The sequence below is a fragment of the Ignavibacteriota bacterium genome, assembly GCA_016716225.1.
Lineage (GTDB): Bacteria > Bacteroidota > Ignavibacteria > Ignavibacteriales > Melioribacteraceae.
In genome coordinates this window covers 2913209-2933617 of sequence record JADJWT010000001.1, presented here as the reverse complement: position 1 = coordinate 2933617, position 20409 = coordinate 2913209, and the positions used below count along the sequence as shown (strand labels likewise).

The 20409-nt window shown below is 32.0% G+C and carries 13 protein-coding genes; all 13 read right to left on the bottom strand.

What is annotated here, in order from left to right; translation table 11 throughout:
- Positions 1 to 17: 17 nt before the first annotated feature.
- Complete coding sequence (locus tag IPM32_12840; GenBank protein ID MBK8946141.1) at positions 18 to 1937, bottom strand: alpha-N-arabinofuranosidase; 1920 nt, start codon at positions 1935 to 1937, stop codon at positions 18 to 20.
- Positions 1938 to 2073: 136 nt separating this feature from the next.
- Entirely contained in the window at positions 2074 to 3711 is a 1638-nt protein-coding gene (locus tag IPM32_12835; protein MBK8946140.1) for an alpha-L-fucosidase, read from the bottom strand.
- 20 nt (positions 3712 to 3731) lie between these two features.
- Entirely contained in the window at positions 3732 to 5576 is a 1845-nt protein-coding gene (locus IPM32_12830; GenBank protein ID MBK8946139.1) for an esterase, read from the bottom strand.
- A gap of 232 nt (positions 5577 to 5808) precedes the next feature.
- The gene (locus IPM32_12825) at positions 5809 to 8130 is read right to left on the bottom strand and encodes a carboxylesterase family protein (protein MBK8946138.1); all 2322 of its coding nucleotides are present in this window, start codon (positions 8128 to 8130) and stop codon (positions 5809 to 5811) included.
- A 73-nt stretch (positions 8131 to 8203) separates the two neighbouring features.
- Positions 8204 to 8839: a hypothetical protein gene (locus IPM32_12820; protein MBK8946137.1), complete on the bottom strand. Its 636-nt coding sequence runs from the start codon at positions 8837 to 8839 to the stop codon at positions 8204 to 8206.
- A 125-nt stretch (positions 8840 to 8964) separates the two neighbouring features.
- Positions 8965 to 9894: a family 43 glycosylhydrolase gene (locus tag IPM32_12815; protein ID MBK8946136.1), complete on the bottom strand. Its 930-nt coding sequence runs from the start codon at positions 9892 to 9894 to the stop codon at positions 8965 to 8967.
- Positions 9895 to 10146: 252 nt separating this feature from the next.
- Positions 10147 to 12744, bottom strand: coding sequence for a glycoside hydrolase family 3 C-terminal domain-containing protein (locus IPM32_12810; protein MBK8946135.1), 2598 nt, complete (start codon positions 12742 to 12744; stop codon positions 10147 to 10149).
- A gap of 33 nt (positions 12745 to 12777) precedes the next feature.
- The gene (locus IPM32_12805) at positions 12778 to 14709 is read right to left on the bottom strand and encodes a glycoside hydrolase family 97 catalytic domain-containing protein (GenBank protein ID MBK8946134.1); all 1932 of its coding nucleotides are present in this window, start codon (positions 14707 to 14709) and stop codon (positions 12778 to 12780) included.
- Between the two features lie 42 nt (positions 14710 to 14751).
- Complete coding sequence (locus IPM32_12800; protein MBK8946133.1) at positions 14752 to 15879, bottom strand: esterase; 1128 nt, start codon at positions 15877 to 15879, stop codon at positions 14752 to 14754.
- Between the two features lie 19 nt (positions 15880 to 15898).
- A complete protein-coding gene (locus IPM32_12795; GenBank protein MBK8946132.1) occupies positions 15899 to 16765 on the bottom strand; it encodes an alpha/beta hydrolase in 867 nt (288 codons plus the stop codon).
- 44 nt (positions 16766 to 16809) lie between these two features.
- Positions 16810 to 17967, bottom strand: coding sequence for an esterase (locus IPM32_12790; GenBank protein ID MBK8946131.1), 1158 nt, complete (start codon positions 17965 to 17967; stop codon positions 16810 to 16812).
- A gap of 12 nt (positions 17968 to 17979) precedes the next feature.
- Positions 17980 to 19125, bottom strand: coding sequence for an esterase (locus IPM32_12785; GenBank protein MBK8946130.1), 1146 nt, complete (start codon positions 19123 to 19125; stop codon positions 17980 to 17982).
- A 153-nt stretch (positions 19126 to 19278) separates the two neighbouring features.
- Entirely contained in the window at positions 19279 to 20400 is a 1122-nt protein-coding gene (locus IPM32_12780; protein ID MBK8946129.1) for an esterase, read from the bottom strand.
- Positions 20401 to 20409 lie beyond the last annotated feature (9 nt).

Below are 20409 nucleotides of genomic sequence, written 5' to 3'. Positions count from 1 at the left end.
TCTCTTACTATCAAAAATCATTTTTCTGTTTTTATTCTCAGAACTGTTAATGACATTGCCGGAATATCGTAATTAAATTTAGATTGAATTTTTATTTTTGATTTTATTGGTATAATCTTTTCAATATTTTCAAAAGTATTTTCATCTTCCGGATCACCAGATAAGATTGTTTTCTTAGCTTCTGAATTAATTTTTAAAATTGATAAATCAATTTTAATTGATTTCATTTCAATGCTTGTGTTAACTAATTTTAAAATTATATCACCGCTTTCGTTATCCTTAACACAAGATGAAGCAAAAGTTGTATCATTTTTATCATATGAAATAATATTATCATAATACATATCTCCTTGATTCGTCATAAACATTTTTTGTACATAATAATTTGGGGTTAAGCAGATATTTGTATTATCAAAGAAAATCATATCAGTTCGCCATTGAGTAAAATCTTTTTTTGCAAGTAATGGAGCATATGAAGCCATAACAACTACATCGCCATTTCTCTCTAATGAAGTTAAATATGCAGCTTCGGAAATAGCATTAATCATTTTATTTCCCCAAGATGCATATTCACCAAGATAAACTTTGGATTTATTTCTATCATACTTATCATAACGATTATGATTTGTTAAAAGCCATTTGGGATCGACATAATAATGCTCATCAACAATTGGGATTTTTAATTCATCAGCTAATTTACATCCTTTCTCAAAATCTTCTCCGCTGTGAAAAGGTCCGGTTGTACCAATTATTGATATTTCCGGATGATGTGATTTAACAGCTTCAAATATCATTTTAAATCTTTCTTGAAATTCCGGTGTCATTTTATCTTCATTGCCAATTCCAATAAATTCAAGATTAAATGGTTTTGGATGTCCAACTTCTGCTCTCTTTTTGCCCCAAGTTGAAGTAATTGGACCATTAGCCCATTCAATTAAATCAAGGACTTCTTGAATGTATTCATCCATTTCATTCATTTGTAGTGCTTTCTGCCCAGTACCGCCAATTCTCCAAGTTCCACCGGAATTTTGACAACTTACAGCTGCTGGTAATATTGGGATTGGTATCGCCCCAATATCTTCACAAAATTGAAAATATTCAAAATAACCTAGTCCTGTTGTTTGATGATAACCCCAAATATTTCTTTGTTCTTTTCTTTGTTCAATTGGACCGATAGTATTTTTCCATCTGTACATATTACCTAATCCATCGCCATGCACAAGACATCCTCCAGGAAAACGAATAAACTTTGGTTTCATATCGGCAAGTACTTGAGCGAGATCATTTCTTAATCCGTTTATGCGATTAAGAAATGTTTTTTCCGGAAATAAAGAAATTACATCGATTGCAAATTTTCCTTTGGTTGTTGCCAGAATCACTAATGTTGCACTGTCACTTTTTTCTGATGTAATTAAACTTGTTGAATATTTTTTCCATTCTTGTGAAGAAGTTGTAATTTGATTTTCAGCATATTTAATTTTACCGGATGGACTTTGTAAACTTATTTTGAAATTAATTGGTTCTTCTAAATATTGACGTACAAAAAAGGTTAAATTATATTTTTCACCAGTCTTTATTACCATTCCATTAAATCCGGAATTTTTCAAACCAACTCCAATATCACCAACATAATTTTCTTCATGACCAACATGTTCAACATCAAGCACTATGTAATGCGGATTGTTTGGATGAATTGGTGAATTTGTTTCTACACTAATTCTTCCATAAGAAAACCCGGGTGAAATATATTCCCAGAAAGATAAGGGATTCCAACTTTTTTGTTCTGTTGGAGTATATTCAAACGAACGATTTTGCACAAGCTCTGCATATAGTCCGCCATCTGCAGCATAATTAATATCTTCAAAAAATAATCCAAATAAATTGGAGCTAATTTTTTTTCCATTATTCTCTGGTTGTGCGGTTAAGGGAATATTCATACTACTAAAAACAATGAACAACATTACTTTTAGTGAAATACCAAAATTTCTATTAAAAGTTATTTTATTATTTTGTCTCATTATATAACATTATTGTTAACATTATTAATTCTTTATTTTTACCATCATTTAACTATTAATGCAAATATGCTTTATATACAATGGCTATTTCGTTAGGAATAATATTTGGCTTTTCAATTTTCAAATATTCCATAGTTTGATTCCATTCAACTTTTTCAGTGCTTCCAAGTAATTCAATATTTGCAATGTTTTTTTGTCCATTTACAATTTTCAAATTCTTAACCAAAATGCTATCATTTGGTACACCCATAATTGTTATGTAAAGAATATTTCCATTTTGATTAAATCTTAAATCCTTATCACTATATTTTACTTTTCCCTCATTGAACCCTTGTGCCTTTAATGGGTTTGCTGTTTCAGCTGCTGGTCCTTCACCGAATACTTTCCATGGACGAGTTTCATAAATACTTTCTTTATTTATTTCCATCCATGAAGCAATACTCTTTAGAATTGCAATTTCCTTTTCATCAATTGTACCATCACCTCTTACAGGAATATTTAAAAGTAAATTTCCATTTTTGCTTACAATATCAACTAATTGATGAATTACTGCTTTAGCAGATTTATATTCATTGTTTTCATAAATTGAATTTTTATAATGCCATTGCCCAATGCATGAACATGTTTGCCAAGGTAGTTCTTGAATATTTTCCGGAGCTCCAAGTTCAACATCCCAGACTAAACACTTTTTTTCTTCATCAGTTAAAATTTTACCAAATAAAACAGCTTCTAATTTACCGTTGTTCAATGCCATATTACTATTATAATAATGTGCAGCAATTTTTAATCCAGCATCACTAATTGGATATAACGGAAGTCCAGTATCATCAAAGTAAATTAAATTTGGATTGAATTGATTTATCATATCAATCGTTCTATTATAAAACTTCTCACAATATTCTTGTGAAGGAATGGCAACGCCGTTTCCCCAATACCATTGACTATGAATTTTATTAGTATTTTCGCTGCCTTCACTTAAAGGATGATTCTGTTCATATAATTCTTGCGGATCTAATCCTTCCCACCATGTGCCTTTTCCATCCTCAGCAGTAAGTTTGCCATCGTATGGAATACCAGCTAACTCGCCATTCTTATCTGATCTTTGAGAAGTTTCCAACCATGACCAAGCATGTGCTGCGTGTACACTTAATCCAAATGGAAGATTATACTTTTTTGCTGCATCCGCCCAACCCTTGAGAATATCTTTTTTGGGACCAACATTTACAGTATTCCATTTTTGATATTTACTATCCCACATATCCAAATTATCATGGTGATTTGCCATTGAAAAAAAATATTGCGCACCAGTTTTTTTGTACAATTCAACTAATTTTTCTGGATTCCAATTTTCTGCTTTCCAACTATTTATAACATCTTTAAATCCAACTTTAGATGGATGTCCATAGTTTTTAACATGCCAATTATATTGAGCGCTTCCTTCATCATACATCATTCGTGCATACCAATCGCCTTGTCCCGGTTGACATTGTGGACCCCAATGTGCCCAAATCCCAAATTTTGCATTTCTATACCATTCCGGCACTCTATAATTTTTTAACGATTCCCAAGTTGGCTTAAATTGCCCAGAAGCTATTGGTTCTTTATCTGTTCTAACTATTATTTTAAAATTTTCTTGAGCTATCAAACAAACTTGAAATAGTAAAATCAGAATGAATAAAATTTTAATCTTCATTTTAAACCACTTATATCAATTTATTTAAAAAGTAATTGTGCAATTTTGAATAAATCATGACGCCAAACCGGCCAAGTATGCCCGCCAGGATATTCACTATATTGATAATTTATTTTCATCTCATCAAATTTTTGCATCATCAATTGGCAATTATTGTAAGCTATATCTTCTTTTCCACCCATCGAAATCCAGAATAATTTTAAATCGGTATTTATTTTATCAGCATTATTTTGCATAAAATCATATTGAGAATTCGCCAAGTCTTTTTGCATCGGCTGAATCCAGCCGGAGCTAAAAACTCCCAAGTATGAAAACATTTCTGTATTGTTAATTCCGGCATAAAGTGTTTGAAGTCCGCCCATTGATAATCCGGCAAGTGCACGATTTTTAGAATCGGTTCTGACTCGATAATTATTTTCAATAAATGGTATAACAGATTTTGTTAATTCGCTTTCAAATATTTTTAACACTTGATCGCCGAACATTGGTGCATCAATATTTCCATCGGGCATAACAATAATCATTGGGGTAGCTTTCTTATCAGAAATTAAATTATCTAAAATAATATCTGTTTTACCTTGAGTTGCCCAACCGCGTTCATCTTCACCGCCACCATGTAAAATAAATAACACTGGATATTTCTCATTTACATTTTTATCATAATCCGGCGGAGTATAAATATAAATCTGTCGCCATCTGTTTAAGACACTTGAAAAATATTTTTTAATTCTTATATCTCCATGTGGTACATCTTTTAACTCATAATAAAAATCATTTTTGTGCGGAATCTCAATTCCCGAAGCCATTCTTCCCATTCCATAAAATGTTTCGCTCGCTGGATCACAAACTGCAACACCGTCAATTAATAATGAATAGTAATGAAATCCTTCACTAATCGTATCGGTAGTAATTTCCCAAACACCGCTTGTATCTTTTACCATATCATATTTTTTGCCTAAATCAATTTGAACATTTTTTGCATCGGGAGCTTTTACTTGAAATATTACTCTATTATCCGGCAGAATTTGAGGATACTTTGCTCTTCTAACATTTGTTGAAGCCGGAATTCCCAAAGGACTGTATTGTGAAAATTTTGATTCATCAACAGTTTTAAATATTAATTTGGAAAACATATACAAACCATTTTTCCATACCTTAAAATCATGTACTCCGGGTTCAATATAAAAAATATGCGGAATATCATTATCTCTTGCATATTCATGTGTTCTCGTACTGAATGGAATAAGTCCATCATTATCTCCGCATGAAATCCAAAGTAATTTTAATTTCTTTTTAGATTCTTCCGGATTTGGAAAAAGTTCCTCCGGTTTCTTAGTATTTGGAGCAGAAGAAAATCCACCAACCCATGCAAATTTGTCTAAATTACTAAGTCCAAAATTTAATGATTGACCGCCTCCCATTGATAATCCGGCAATCGCTCTATTTTCCCTATCAGTAAAAACCGGAAAAGTTTTTTCAATAAAAGGAATAAGATCATTGAGTAAATCTTTTTCAAAATTTGCAAATGCATCTACTTTTTCTTTATCAAAAATATTTCCAATTGCTCGATCATCTTTCATTGCTCTGCCATTTGGCATAACGACAATCATTGGCTCAATTTTATTTTCAGCATAAAGATTATCTAAAATTATTTGCGGCTGTGCACCTTTCAACCATTCTTTTTCATCTCCACCAATTCCATGCAAAAGATATAATACCGGATATTTTTTATCTTTCGAAAATTCCGGTGGTGTATAAATTATTGCTTTTCTTTTTGTACCTACAGTTTTTGATTCATATGTAACTGAATCAATTTTACCATGAGCAATATTTGACTGAAAAACATCATAACCTTCTGGCGCCATTTTATCAATTCCTTGAGCATTTATAACCACGCACGTTACTAATAAAAATAATATGAGTAATAAATTTCGATTCACTGTTCCTCCTTTTATTCATTAGAGTATTCAATTTTTTTTAGAATATCTGAATTATTAAGTTTTTTACTTTTCTATTTTGCTTATCCCTTATTTATCTAGATTGCATCTATTCAATAATTTTCAGCATGTTATTGAATTACGATATCACTTTTTCCAGTTAAAAAAATCTTTTTTGAGTTATTTTTAATAAAATCTCAAATTTTTCATTACTTGCTATAGGTCGGGGCATCATATCATCCCCCAATTCCATTACCTCTTTTTTTGCTTCATCAAATACCGGCCAGTATGGAAGATTATCTCCGTTTGGGTCACCGGAGGAGATAAAATTTACCCAATAATTTGACAATGTCTCAGATATTTTTTTGTCCTCAGCTGTCCATGGTCTTGGAGATTGTTCCAAATTATTAAATACATAGGGTAATTCAGAAGAATGAAATGCTAAATATTTATCTTTAGTTTCTCCAGGCTGTTCGTGTGTAAATAGATAAGTATACATATCTGACTTAGAAGTCCGCTTACGTTTTATTGCCCATTTGTAAGTAGAAATCATACGCATATCACTTGCTAATTCTTTCTGTGATCGAGAAGCTTCAGCATCAGTTGCAGCTGGATATAATTTTAGAATCTTTTCAGCAAATTCACCGTATTGCTGAATAAGATGATTTATAAAATCCTCAGCCGGCATTTTTCCATAATTCTCATTAAAACTTCCTTCATCTGCTACCCAGCCTGTTAATGTAGTGACATCATTATGTTGGCCTTGCGCAAAGATTTCATCACCGCTTTTCGGGAGAAACCAACCGTCAATTATCGGAGAGAATCGATATTTATTATTTGCAGCATTGAGCAATTTTTCAGCAGACATTGCTCTTAATTCCTTAATGGAAGTAGCACCAATTGCATGAGCAAAATCAGTCCCGTATTGTTCAGCATCAGACAAAACTTCCCTAGGTCCCATTGTAGCATTTGATCCGCTCTGAGAAATAGCCCTAATAAATAATCCCTTTGCAAGAGGTGAAGCAGTTAAATAATTTACCGATGCTGCTCCAGCAGATTGTCCCATTATTGTAACTTTATTAGGATCACCTCCAAAAACAGAAATATTTCTCTGAATCCATTTCAGTGCTGCTAGTTGGTCAAGCAATCCATAATTGCCGGAAGAGTTATGTTCCGATTCTTTTGTTAATTCAGAATGGGCAAAAAATCCAAATACACCAACTCTGTAATTTATAGTGACTACAACCAATCCCTTCTTTGCTAAATTTGCACCATTGTAAACAGGAACATTGCCTGAACCATTTAAGAATGCACCTCCTGGGATATACATTACAACCGGTCGTTTTTCTTCCTGCGATTTCGCAGTTGTCCAGATATTTAAATATAGGCCATCCTCACTTGCATTCCCTTTGGGTTGATATTCAGCCGTCCAAGGACCGTACTCTTCAACCATAATTTGCATAGTATTGGGGGAATATTTATCTGCATTTCTTATACCTTCCCATTTTTCAATTGGTTGTGGTGGTTTCCATCTAAGATTTCCGATGGGAGGAGCTGCGAATGGTATTCCTTTGTAAATTGTTAATTCATCTTCATAAAACCCCTGCAGTAATCCTTCTTCAACTTTTATAGGTTTTGGTTTTTTAATCTCGTATCCTAATAATTCCAACATTTTTTTTGCATATCTTGACCCAAGTTTTCTATATCCTGCTGAGTTAAAATGGATAAAATCGCCTGATGCTGAACAACCTTTGGAAGAAATAACATGCGAATTTGGAACTTCTTCTGGCAATTTTGCAATAAAGGAATTCATTCCCGAACAAACTCCGCCTTGCTCTGCATGAACGGTTTCACCTGCAAGTAATGGTACTTCATTTGAATTTAAGTTCAAATCTTTAATAAGATTGTCATATATACTTTTTACTTTTATTACCCATGTTGTATCATTAGGATTTGATTCACCTTGATGTAATAAAATACCTTTTATAACTCCATCTTTTTGTGCTAATTTTGCCATTTCAACAAGATAGGCATACGGATTTCCGTTGTATTCTTTAATAATGTTGCTCATCCATATTGGTGCAGTTGAAGCATAATTTTGGAAATTATCTTTATCGAATAACTCAATTTTACACCCTGCTACTGAAACATTAACAATTCCAACTCTAATATTACTTGGTAGGTTTTCAATTATTGTTCTGCCGAAATAATCTGCAGGACCTAAACCAGTTTTACAACGGCACAAAGGTGGAACAGCTGAATACCAATTGCCTTTACTTCTATTCAAATCTTGACAATCGACTGTTTGAAAAACTTGAAAACGGTCATCAACTATTTTATCTTGTTCTTCAATCTTTGCATTTCCTTCCATATTGGATTGTCCGAAACAAAGATAAATATGGAAGTTTGGATCCTGTGAAAACACTTTTATATTACCAAACATTATTAAGATTAAAAATAATTTTATATAGTTATTCTTCATTCCAAAACATTTAGTTTTCATTAAGATCAATTGTTATTTATAAATTATTTAAGTGAAATATGACAACAAAAAATTATTGACGCTTTCTTGTTAATTTCAAAGCCATTTCTTGGCCCATAACAAGTGCTTTCATATCAATTGTATCATCATCAAGATAAAAACATTTATGTGAAATAATCATCCCTTGCAAGTCAACATCAAATGAAAATTCATTTCCATTGATAACTCCGTTAGTTATTTCAGTTTCGCCCATAATTGAAGAATTTTTACCTTTTAATATTTTATCATTTATTTCAAATGTAAAAGTTAATTCCATATCTCCTTGAGGACCTGTTGTTTTACCAAGCCATATACCTTGAACTTTAGATCTATCTTCAACTTGAACTAATATCATGGGGTCATTCATCATTGGAATATTTAATTTAACAATATTATTATCAATTAAACCCATATGGTTTATTATTTGGCCATTAACATTTACATCAAACGAAAATTCGTTTCCGTTAACTTTTCCATTTTCGATTGGCAAAGTTCCCATTGATGATGTTACTTCTCCACATAATGAATCTGAAATAACATTAAAGGTAAAAACTAATTCAAAATCTCCGTTGGGGCTCATCATATTGCCTTTCCACTTACCATCCAATATTTGGGCATTGCTTATTAAACTTGCTACTACTACTAAAATAAATAGAATTTTTGATTTCATTTTTTCTCCGTTATCAAACTAAATTGATTTTATCATTTTCTAATAAAACTTTTACATTTTTATTGAATTTCCAATTCAATGATTTTCGATATTATTCGTTAAATTTCTGCCCATTAGATTTTCAATTAAGGATAATATCTTTTTCCAAGAATAAGTTTATCACCTGAATCATCAATCTCATAAAGTTGAGGTTTACGAGGCCCATCTCCATCAACATGATGGATTGCAAGAAGTCTTTTTCCTTCAAATGTTGTAAACAACATTCCATGTCCAGAATTATTTCCTACAAAAGGTTTTTCTTCTTGTGTCCATGGTCCATCAATTGTACCAGATTCAGAATAAGCAACCCCTTGTAAGTATCTACCTTCTCCCCAACTTGACCATAGCATTCCTAATTTTCCGGTTTGTGTTCTAAACATTTGTGGTCCATCTGTTACCCACCCAGGTAATTTCATACCAAAAGTCATTTCTTCATTTGCAACCATCTCAAGTGCCCAAGGAGCTTCACTTGCACGAAATAGACATACCGGCTCAGATATTCTCATACTCAAATCGGGCGAAAGTTTAACATATTCCATCGTACCATCAACAACTTGTGTCCATTCATGAACAAAAATGAAATAAGGAACACCTTTTTCATACCAGATTGTTCCATCAATAACATCCCAGTCATGATATAAATAATCATAATTCGGATCAGAATTTATATGTTTAAACGGACCATCTGGTTTATCTGCAACTAAGATTTGTGTTTGATTCCTATAAACATTGTATCTACGTGGGACTACGCTGACAAGTTCCTTTCTATCAGTCCATGTTGCAGTATAATAATATTTACCATTAACTTCGTGAATTTCTGCAGCTGCAACAAAATTGAGTCCTTCCATCCATGTGCCGGTAACATCAAATGCACCAAATGGACCAGTCCAGGTTTTTAAATCTTTACTTTTATAAATATTGCCACCACTACTTGTTAGATAATAAGTTTGTGTATTCTTATCTGGGAAAATAAATGGATCACTCATTATCAATGAATCTAAAACAATTGTTTTAATCTCACGCTGTTCTGTAACACTTGGGCTTACCCAACGTCTCCTTGGTGGATTTGTGTTTGAGGTATTAGTTTGCGGCATTCCAAATCCTTTTGACCCAGAAGGAGCAGGAATCGTAACTGTTGGAACAAGTTCTTTCTTTTCTTTTATTTGAGCATAATTTTTTTGCTTTGTATAAAAAACCATTAGCACAATTATCAACAAAATTATTCGAATATTCATTTAATCTCCGTGATCAATTATTTCAATTTTGTATTATTTATTTATGGTAATCATTGTTTTTTTCAAATCTTTTAAATCTGAACTATTTCCGTAAAATATTTCATACTCACCAGGTGTTACCATCATTTTATCGTTGTATCTATCGTAAAATTCAAATGAATTATACGGCAAACTAATAACAGCATTCTCTTTCTTTCCGGCAGTTAAAAAAACTCTTTGAAATCCCTTTAATGTTTTAAGTGGTCCATCAACATCCTTTAATTTTTTAATATAAACTTGAACTATTTCCGTTCCATCCATATTACCAGTATTTGAAACAGGAATTGTAATTTCTATTGATTCATTTTCCTTAATCGTGGATTTACTCAGTTTTGCTTCACCAATTGAAAAAGTTGTGTAACTTAAACCAAAGCCAAATGGGAAAAGGTGATCAGACATATATCTATATGTTCTGCCTTGCATTGAATAGTCTTCAAAATCAGCAAGTTGTTGCAAATTTTTATAAAATGTTATTGGTAATTTTCCGGATGGATTATAATCACCAAACAAAACATCTGCAACTGCTTGTCCTCCAGATTCACCACCATACCACGCTTGAAGAATTGCATCGCAGCTTTCAGTTTCGGGAACTAATGCTATAGCTGATCCTGAGCAATTAACATAAATTACTTTCTTCCCAGCTTGTTTAAGAGCCTTAAGATAATTTCTTTGAACAGATGGAAGTTCAATTTCAGTACGATCACCGCCTTTAAAACCCGGATAAGAAACCGGCATTTCTTCGCCTTCCAATTGTGTTGAAATTCCTCCAACAAAAATTACAGTCTCAATTCCATCTAATTTACTAATGAGTGCGTTATAATCTATATCTACTTCTTTCCCAAAATTAAATTCAATATTTGCTTGCCAGTCATTTAATTGAGCAAACTTAATTTCGATTTTATATTTTCTACCGCTCTCAACTTTAAATGGAATTCTTGAAGGAAGAGTTCTCCAATTTTCATATTTTCTAATTCTATTATCATCAACTAAAAGTTCAAATGAACCGGTTGCTCCACATTTGAAAACAATTTCTTCACTTTCAGTCGCTTCAAATACAGTTTCATATTTTGCAGAAAAACCTTCTAACTTTACTCCGGAAGCAAATTCATGTTGTCCGGCAGTAGTTAATTTTATTGGGTTTTCTAATTGGTCAGTAGTTACAATATCTCCGGTAAAATCTTTATTGTTCCAGTAAGTAGCTTTGAATCCTTTTTTTCCTTCAAAAGAACATTTTGCGAAATAACTATTTGTAACTTTATCTTCAACTAAATCACAACCTTTATCATAAAATATTTTATTTTCAGAAAGTTTGGTTTTAATTCCATCAAGAATTGTAATTGTTCTGAATGGTTTTCCGTTGTAATTTCCCCAAAGCATAACTTCGTCATCGGCATTAGGACCAATTACAGCAATCTTTTCAACAGATTTTTTAATAGGAAGAATATTATTTTTATTTTGAAGAAGTGTCATTGTTTGAAGTGCCATATCAAATGCGAGTTTTTTGTGCTCATCATTATTGACGATTGATATGGGAATTTTTGTCCATGGAACCAATTCATCTTTATCCATTTCACCTAAATCAAAACGACCTTTTAAAACTCTCATCAACCTAACATCAATTTCCTCTTCTTTTATTAATCCTCTTTTAACTGCTTCAGGTAATCTTTTATAATTATGATTTATCCATTGACATTCAACATCAGTTCCAGCCAAAACACCTTTGGCAGCGGCATGAACTGCATCTGATGAATATTTATGAGTAGTATAAAAATCTCCAATTGCACCGCAATCGGATACAACTAAATGTTTAAATCCCCACTCATCTCGTAAAATGTCTTGAAGTAAACGACCATTTGCACAACAAGGTTCATCATCCAAACGCTGATACGCACACATAACTTGTCGAACATCAGCTTCTTGTACCAATGATTTAAATGCCGGAAGATATGTTTCCCATAAATCCCGCGGATCAACATTATTTAGATTTAGTGAATGACGGCTCCACTCCGGGCCAGAATGAACAGCATAATGTTTTGCACAAGCAAGAAGTTTTTTATACTTTGCATCATCTGGACCTTGAAGACCTTTAACTACCGAAACTCCCATTCGTGAAGTTAAGTATGGATCTTCACCATAAGTTTCTTGTCCACGTCCCCAACGTGGGTCACGAAAAATATTAATATTAGGTGTCCAAACAGAAAGACTTAAGAAACGTTTGTTTTCTAAACCTTTCTGTTGGGATTCATTATATTTCGCCCGGGTTTCATCTGATGTGGCGTTAAATATTTTGTATACAAGTTCGTCGTTGAATGAGGCTGCCATTCCAATTGGTTGTGGAAAAACTGTTACATCATTATTATTTGCAAGACCGTGCAGAGCTTCACTCCACCAATTAAATTTCTTAATTCCTAATCTTGGAATTGCATCTGATACGTCACACATTAATGCCGCTTTTTCTTCAATAGTTAAACGAGAAATCAAGTCATTCGCTCTTTCTTCTGAACTTAAATTTGGATTTTGATATGGATATGACTGCCCAAACAAATTCAAAGTAACCGTTATGGTTAATATTATCAAAAATATTTTTTTCATTTTTCTCTCAATTTATTTTATAATCAATAAAATTTATTTTATAACAAAACCGGAATTTGGACTTAGCGTTAATTTAATTGGTTTGCTGTATGAAATATCCGATAGAGCAAGATCTTTTAAATCTTGTGAATCTTTAAATATTTTACCATTTGATTTGCTTTTGATAAATGACAAATCTAATGTTAAACTTATTTCTTTATCTTCAGAATTAATTCCAGCTATATACCAATCATTACCTTTTTTTCTTGCTAGTACAACATACTTACCGGGATAACCATCAATAAATTTTACATCTTCCCATTTTTCAGGTAATGTTTGCATATACTCTTTTACAAAATCTTTCTGTGCTGCCATTCCAGAAGGAGTTTCAGCTATATGTTGAATTCCAGAAGTAAATAAAACAGATAACGCAATTTCAAATCCCTTTGTTGTTTTACGATTTATATTTGGAATTCCGGAAAAATTAACTGGTGTAAAATCCATTGGATCAAAAAGATTTCTTGTAAATGGAATTATTGCACAATGTACAGCTTGGCGATCTGCATTCGATTGATCAAAAGTTACATATTCTTCACCACGAATTGACTCCATACTTACCAAATTTGGATAAGTTCTATACCATCCGCGCGGCAACGTGCAACCATGAAAATTCACTGCAATTTTATTGTCAGCTGCATCTTTTAAAATATCAATATAATATTTCATCATCGATTGCCCGTCACCTCCGAAGAAATCTACTTTAATTCCGGCAATTCCCATTTCTTGTAATTTTTGAAATTCATCTCTTCTTGATTCTTTTGAAATCATTTTATTATGTGGTGTAAGCGGCGTTGTATTCCAATCACCAGCTGAATTATACCACAATAATATTTTCACATTTTTAGTTTTCGCATAATCTGCAAGTACTTTTATTTTTTCATATCCAATTTGCTTATCCCAAAAAGCATCAATCAAACAATATTCCCAATTCATTTTGGAAGCAAAATCAATAAATCTTTTTTGAGTATCAAAATTTGTAGAATCATCTTTAAGAATTACCCAGCTCCAAGAAGCTATACCAGGCTTGAGCCAAGAAGACACATCATATTTTTGCGGAATTGCTAGATCTGATCCAATAGTTGATTCAACAAGTCCGCCCAAGTTTTCTGAAATTGCTATAACTCGCCAAGGTGTATACCATGGTAGTGTTGATTCTGGTAAAGCGGATTCATTTCCTCTGGTTTCTTGCGGCTGAGGAAATTGAATTGAATATTCTCCATCCGGAGAAAACTGACTTAAACGTGAACCACAGTAATTTGTATCAACAGCAGTTTCAGTAATACTTATCCAATAATTTTTAAAATTGAATAGTGCTGGGAAAACCCAACCGGCTTGAAATGGAGAAACTGTTCCAACCGGTATTTCCATTTGGTAATATTCTTCATAAGATGGCTGTGAAAAACTCCAACCAGTTCGTGCATCCGGGCAAGGCTGTAAAAATGCTTTGGTGGAAGTATGGAAATGATAAGATGTTACTTCATTATAAATTTTTAATTTCGCATCTGAATTTTCAGGAAAGTGGTATCTAAAGGCAACGCCATCATTCGATACTTGAAAAATAATTTCTATTTTTCTCGAATCAGAATTTTTTAAATAAAATATTTTTTTATTTGCCGAATAATTACATTCTAATCTTTTTCCATGGAGAAGTTTATAATTATCATATATAACTGTAACATTTGAAACTGAATCAAGAATTAAATCAGTCGAAAAATTTCCATCATTTCTTACAATTCCTAATTTTGATTCTTTTAAAATTTCAGTATCTTGATATGAAACTGCGTATGACGGTTCACCTTTTTCTGTTAGCCAAAAATTTATTGAAAGTTTTTCATTCGGACTTTTCAAATTATAATTATTACTTCCAAAGGAATTTGTTCCAAAAGTTATTAAAATCGTAATGCTTAATAATCTAAATATTTTCATTTTTCGCCTATAAATATTTACATGTAAATTTTTGAAAAACTTTTATTTGAATAATTTTTGCAATATTACACTCAGATAAAGTTTGCAGTTCATCCAAGTATGTCCGCCTTCCGAAAAATATTTTTCATAATTAATTTTCTTTTCATCAAGAATATTTAAATAATCTAATACTACTTTGTATAAAAAATCTTCTTTCCCAACACCAATCCAAAATAATTTTAATTGTTGATTAGTAAGATTTGGATCAGCGAATGCACCGGCATTATTTCTATCAAACTCTTCTTTCAACATTCCGGGAGCAAATCCGCAAACCCAGCTAAATTTGTCTTGATTATTCAGACCGAGATATAAAGTTTCGCCGCCGCCGCCGGAAAATCCCGCAATTGCATAATTGTCTTTACCTTCTTTTATTCTGTAATTTTCTTGAACAAATGGCATGAGATTGTTAAAAAAATCTTTTTTAAATTCTTGCAGATTTTCCCAATTTCTTAAACTTCCGGAAGATTTACTAATCGCTGGATAAGCTCTTCCATACGGCATTACAATAATCATTGACTCAGCTTTTTGCTGATTAATTAAATTATCTAAAATGATATTTGCTCTTCCAACTTTTGTCCAAGTTTCTTCGGTATCTGTCGTTCCATGAAGTAAGAAAAGTATTGGATATTTTTTATCAACATTTTTTTCATAATCCGGCGGAGTATAAATTAATACTGGACGAATTCCGAGTTCATCCGAAAAATAATAGCGATAGGAAACTGTTCCATGCGGTACATTTTGTACAGAATGAATTAGCGGTGTTTTATCATTAATTTCCACAACACTGTTTTGAAATCCTTCATTAGGAAATATTGCTGAATTATTTGGATCTGCAACACTTATTCCATCAACAATAAAACAGTATGGATACATATCAGGTTTTACAGGACCAACTGTTACGCTCCAAATTCCTACAGAATCTTTTTCCATTAAAATTGGTTGTTTTTCAAATTGCGCATTTAATTTTACCTCTTTTGCTGAAGGAGCAAGGAAATTAAATGTCACAGTAAAATCATCCTTTACTTGAGGCGAAATGACAACTGGTCTATTTCCAAATTGAGCGAAATAAATATTTGTAAATAATAAAGTCAGAATAATAATATGCAGAATTATTTTTTTTTCAGTTTTCATAATTTCCTTCATCAAATATTTAGTTTAACTTTTTCAACCATTTTAAAATTGGTTGCATCCATTCTTCAATTGGTTGAGATAATACAAATCCATGATTTCCTTTGGGATAAATATGCATCTCTGCCGGAACATTTTTTTTCTTCAATGCATTATAATATTCCAAACTATTTTCCACATCAACAACTTTATCATCTCCGGTATGTGTAATATAAGCTGGCGGTATGTTTTCATTTACTTGCAATTCATTTGAATAAAAATCAATTAATTCTTTTGTTGGATTTTTTCCTAAAAGATTTTCTCTAGATCCCAAATGAGTTAATCCTTCTTGCATACTAATTACCGGATAAATTAATATTTGAAAATCGGGTCGTAAATTTATGTTTGAATTATTTTCAATAATTTGCATATCAAAATGAGTTGCAGCTGTAGATGCTAAATGTCCACCAGCAGAAAATCCCATAATGCCAATTTTAGATTTATCTATTCCCCATTTCTCAGAATTTTCTTTAACTATTTTTATTGCTTGAAGTACATCTTGAAGCGGACCAATTTTCTTATCAATCATAATAGAATCATTCGGAAGACGATATTTTAACAAAAATGCATTAACTCCATTTTTAGCAAATTCTTTCGCTGTTTTAATTCCTTCCATTTCATAAACCACAACGCCATAACCGCCGCCGGGACAAATAATAACAGCCGATCCCGTATTTTTATCTTTTTGAGAAAGAAATATTTCTAATGTAGGAATTGTTACTTTTGAAAACATTCCATTTTTAAATTCTTCCTTCATGTTTGATTTTTTCGAATTGGGAATTACTCCGGAATACAATTCAATTATTTCTTGAGCTTTTGCATAAGAAGTAATTACTAAAAATATTATCATAAAATTTTTAATTAATTTCATTTTTGTCATCCGACATATTTTTTCTATTTGAATAACAACTGTGCAAATTGATATAAACTTCTGCGCCAAGTAAGCCATTCGTGCGCTGTTTTTGGCGATTCATAATAAACATGTTTTACTCCGGCTTCATCTAACATAGCTCGAAATGCTCCAACAGAACCCGGAAACGGATTTGGTTCTTTTGTTCCTAATCCTAACCAGAATAATTTAATTTTTTCATTTAAGTTATTTCCGTCTTTGAAGATTCCATTCATAAATGTTTGTCGATCAATTTTATCACTGCTTGGATAATTTGATGTTCCGCTGAATCCACCGATATAAGAAAATTTATCAAGATTATTCATTGTGATTCTTATTGTTTGATTTGCACCCATTGAGAGACCAGCCATTGCTCTATGTTCTCGATCTGAAAGTGTTCTATAATTAGCATCAATCATTGGAATTATTTCTTGAATTAAAACTTCTTCAAACACAAATTTGGGTGGAGTTTTTTTATCAGAGTTTTGAGATTCTTCAAATGCATAACCATTATCCATAACTATAATCATTGGTATAGCTTTATTTTCTGCAATTAAATTATCCAAAATCAGATTTGCGAAACCTTGATTTCTCCAGCCGGTTTCATCTTCAAAACTTCCGTGCTGCAAATACAAAACCGGAAATCTGGTAGATGAATTTTCATTATATTCCGGCGGAGTATACACAAAACATCTGCGCCATTTTTTAGTAATTTTGGAAAAGTAATATTGTTCACAAACATTTCCATGCGGAACATTTTTTAATTCATAAAAATCTTTGTCATGCGCAGGAATTTCAATTCCACTTCCCCAACGACCAGCCCCATAAAAGTATAAACTTCCGGGATCAGGAACTGCAGCACCATCTACCCAAATTTGATAATAATGAAATCCTTCATCTTGCGGATCAGATTCTCCAATCCAAATGCCATCTGTATTTTTTTTAAGATCATATTTCACAGCACTAATATCAAGCTGAACTCGTATTGCTTCCGGTGCTGAAATTGAAACTCGAACTCTGCCTTCAGAATTTACTTGCGGAAATTCCTTTCCTTGCTGAACTGTTGACGATGGTTTAAAATCTTCAACAATATTTTGAGCAAAGTTAATGTTGATTGATAGAATTATTAATACAAGAAATAACTTTAATTTTATTTTCTTCATAAATAATTTTCCTTATTTCTTAAATACAAGCTGAGCAAACTGATACAAACTTCTTCTCCAACTTTGCCATTCGTGTGCTGTTTCGGGAGAAACATAAAAATGTGTATTTACACCTTCTTTAGTAATAGCATTTGTATTTTCAACCGGATCACCCCAGAAATTTCTATTACTATTTTTCATCGCATCGATTTCTCTGCCGCCAAAACTTACAAATACAAGTTTAACTTTCTCTTTAAAGTTTGGTGTGTTCTTAACATCTTCAAGACTAATACTTCCACCGCTAAAAAGTCCAATATGTGAAAAAGTATCAAGATTTTTAAGAGTGATTAAGCGAGTTTCAAATCCACCCATAGATAAACCTGCCATTGCTCTATTTGGTTGATCTGTTAAAGTTCTAAAATTTGCATCGATATATGGAATTAGTTCATCAATTAAAACTGTTTGAAAAGGTTTAATATCGAAATCTCTTAGTCCGCCCATTTTAACATCATTTGTCATTCCGTAAGTCATAACAATAATAAACGGATTTGCTTTTCCGGAAGCTATAAGATTATCCATAATAAAATTTGTTTTCCCTTGGTTAGGCCAGCCATATTCGTTTTCTCCATATCCATGTTGAAGATAAAGCACCGGATATTTTTTATTTATGTTTTGCTCATAATCCGGAGGAGTATAAACAAATGCTCTGCGTGAAGTGTTTGTGCTTTTTGATGGAAAATAAATTTCTCTTATTTGGCCGTGAGGAACATCTTTTAAATCATAAAATTCTTGATCTTGAGCAGGAACATCTACTCCGCTTCCCCAACGCATTGCACCAAAATAATATAAACTGTTTGGATCCGGAACAGCAGCGCATTCAACCCAAAGTTGATAATAATGAAAACCTTCATCTTGCGGTGCAGATTCACCATGCCATACACCGGCTGTATCTTTTATCAAATCATATTTTACTGCACTAATATCTAATTGAACTTTATGTGCATCCGGTGCGGAAATACTTGTTCTTACTCTTCTTTCTGAATTAACTTGTGGAAACTCTTTACCCGGTTGATTTGAAACCGTTTTAAAATCTTCAATAATTTTTTCTTGCTCTGATTGCGCATACTTTATACTACTTAGTAGCAATAAAAAAATTAATATTTTAATTGATTGTTTCATTTTCTCTCCTTTTTTAATTCAACTTTTACATTTTTAATTGATTTCTTAGTTTATAATTTTTAATACTTTTAATTCACTATTTATCGTTTAAAACATTATTAAACCGATTCAATTTTTAACAGTAAAATATACATAACTTTCTTATTGTTAATTTTATTTAAAGAATAATTGTAATGTTTCTGTTAGATAATGTCTGGAGTTCATCCAAGTATGACCTCCACCTGTAATCAATGTTTTATGGTCGATATTTCTTTCTTTCATAATTTCCATAAATGTTGTTGCTTGTTTATAAAGAAAATCTTCGCTGCCAACGCCAAGCCATAAAAGTTTTAAATTTTTATTTGTCAATACCGGATTTGAATAAATATTTTCAAAATACTTATCGAAAACTTCTCTTGTTAAGAACGCACTATAAGAACAAATCCAAGCAAATTTATCAAAGTTCATAAATCCTGCAAATAATGATTGACCTCCGCCTCTTGAAAATCCGGCAATTGCACGATGTTCTCTATCAGCAATAACTCTATAATTCTCTTCAACATAAGGAATTATATTTGTGGTTAAATCATCACTAAATAATTTATACATATCTGCGGCTTGAATAGTATTTGGATCAGGAGTACCGCATAACATATTTCCGTAAGGCATAACAACAATCATAGGAACTGCTTTGTTTTGCGCAATTAAATTATCAAGAACAAAATTTGTTCTTCCAACTTTAAACCAAGTTTCTTCTGTATCTGTTGTTCCGCTTACTAAATAAAATACAGGATAATTATTATTGTTTTTTTCATAACCCGGCGGAGTATAAATTAAAAGCGGTCGAGTTACTTTTAATGTTGCCGAGTAGTAATAGCAATAAGTTACTTTTCCATGTGGTACATATTGAGCAGAATAAAGAACGGTTTTCTCTCCAGGAATATCCACCAAACTGCTTTTGAATCTTTCATTTGGAAAAACATTAACATTGTTTGGATCTGCAATAGATATTCCGTCAACAATAAAATTATATGGATAAATATCCGGCTCAATTGGTCCTAATGTAATAGACCAAATTCCAGAACTATCCTTTTCCAATTTTTTATTTGACTTAAGAAATTGCGCACTTAATTCAACAATTTTAGCATTCTTTGCCATAATCTTAAAAGTAACTGTTTTGTCATTATTAAAAACTGGTGAATCAACCGGCTGTTTCCTAAAATTCTGAGCAACTATTTTATTTGAGAAAGTTGCAATACAAATAATTATTATTAATTTTGAAAATATTTTTTTCATTATCCCACT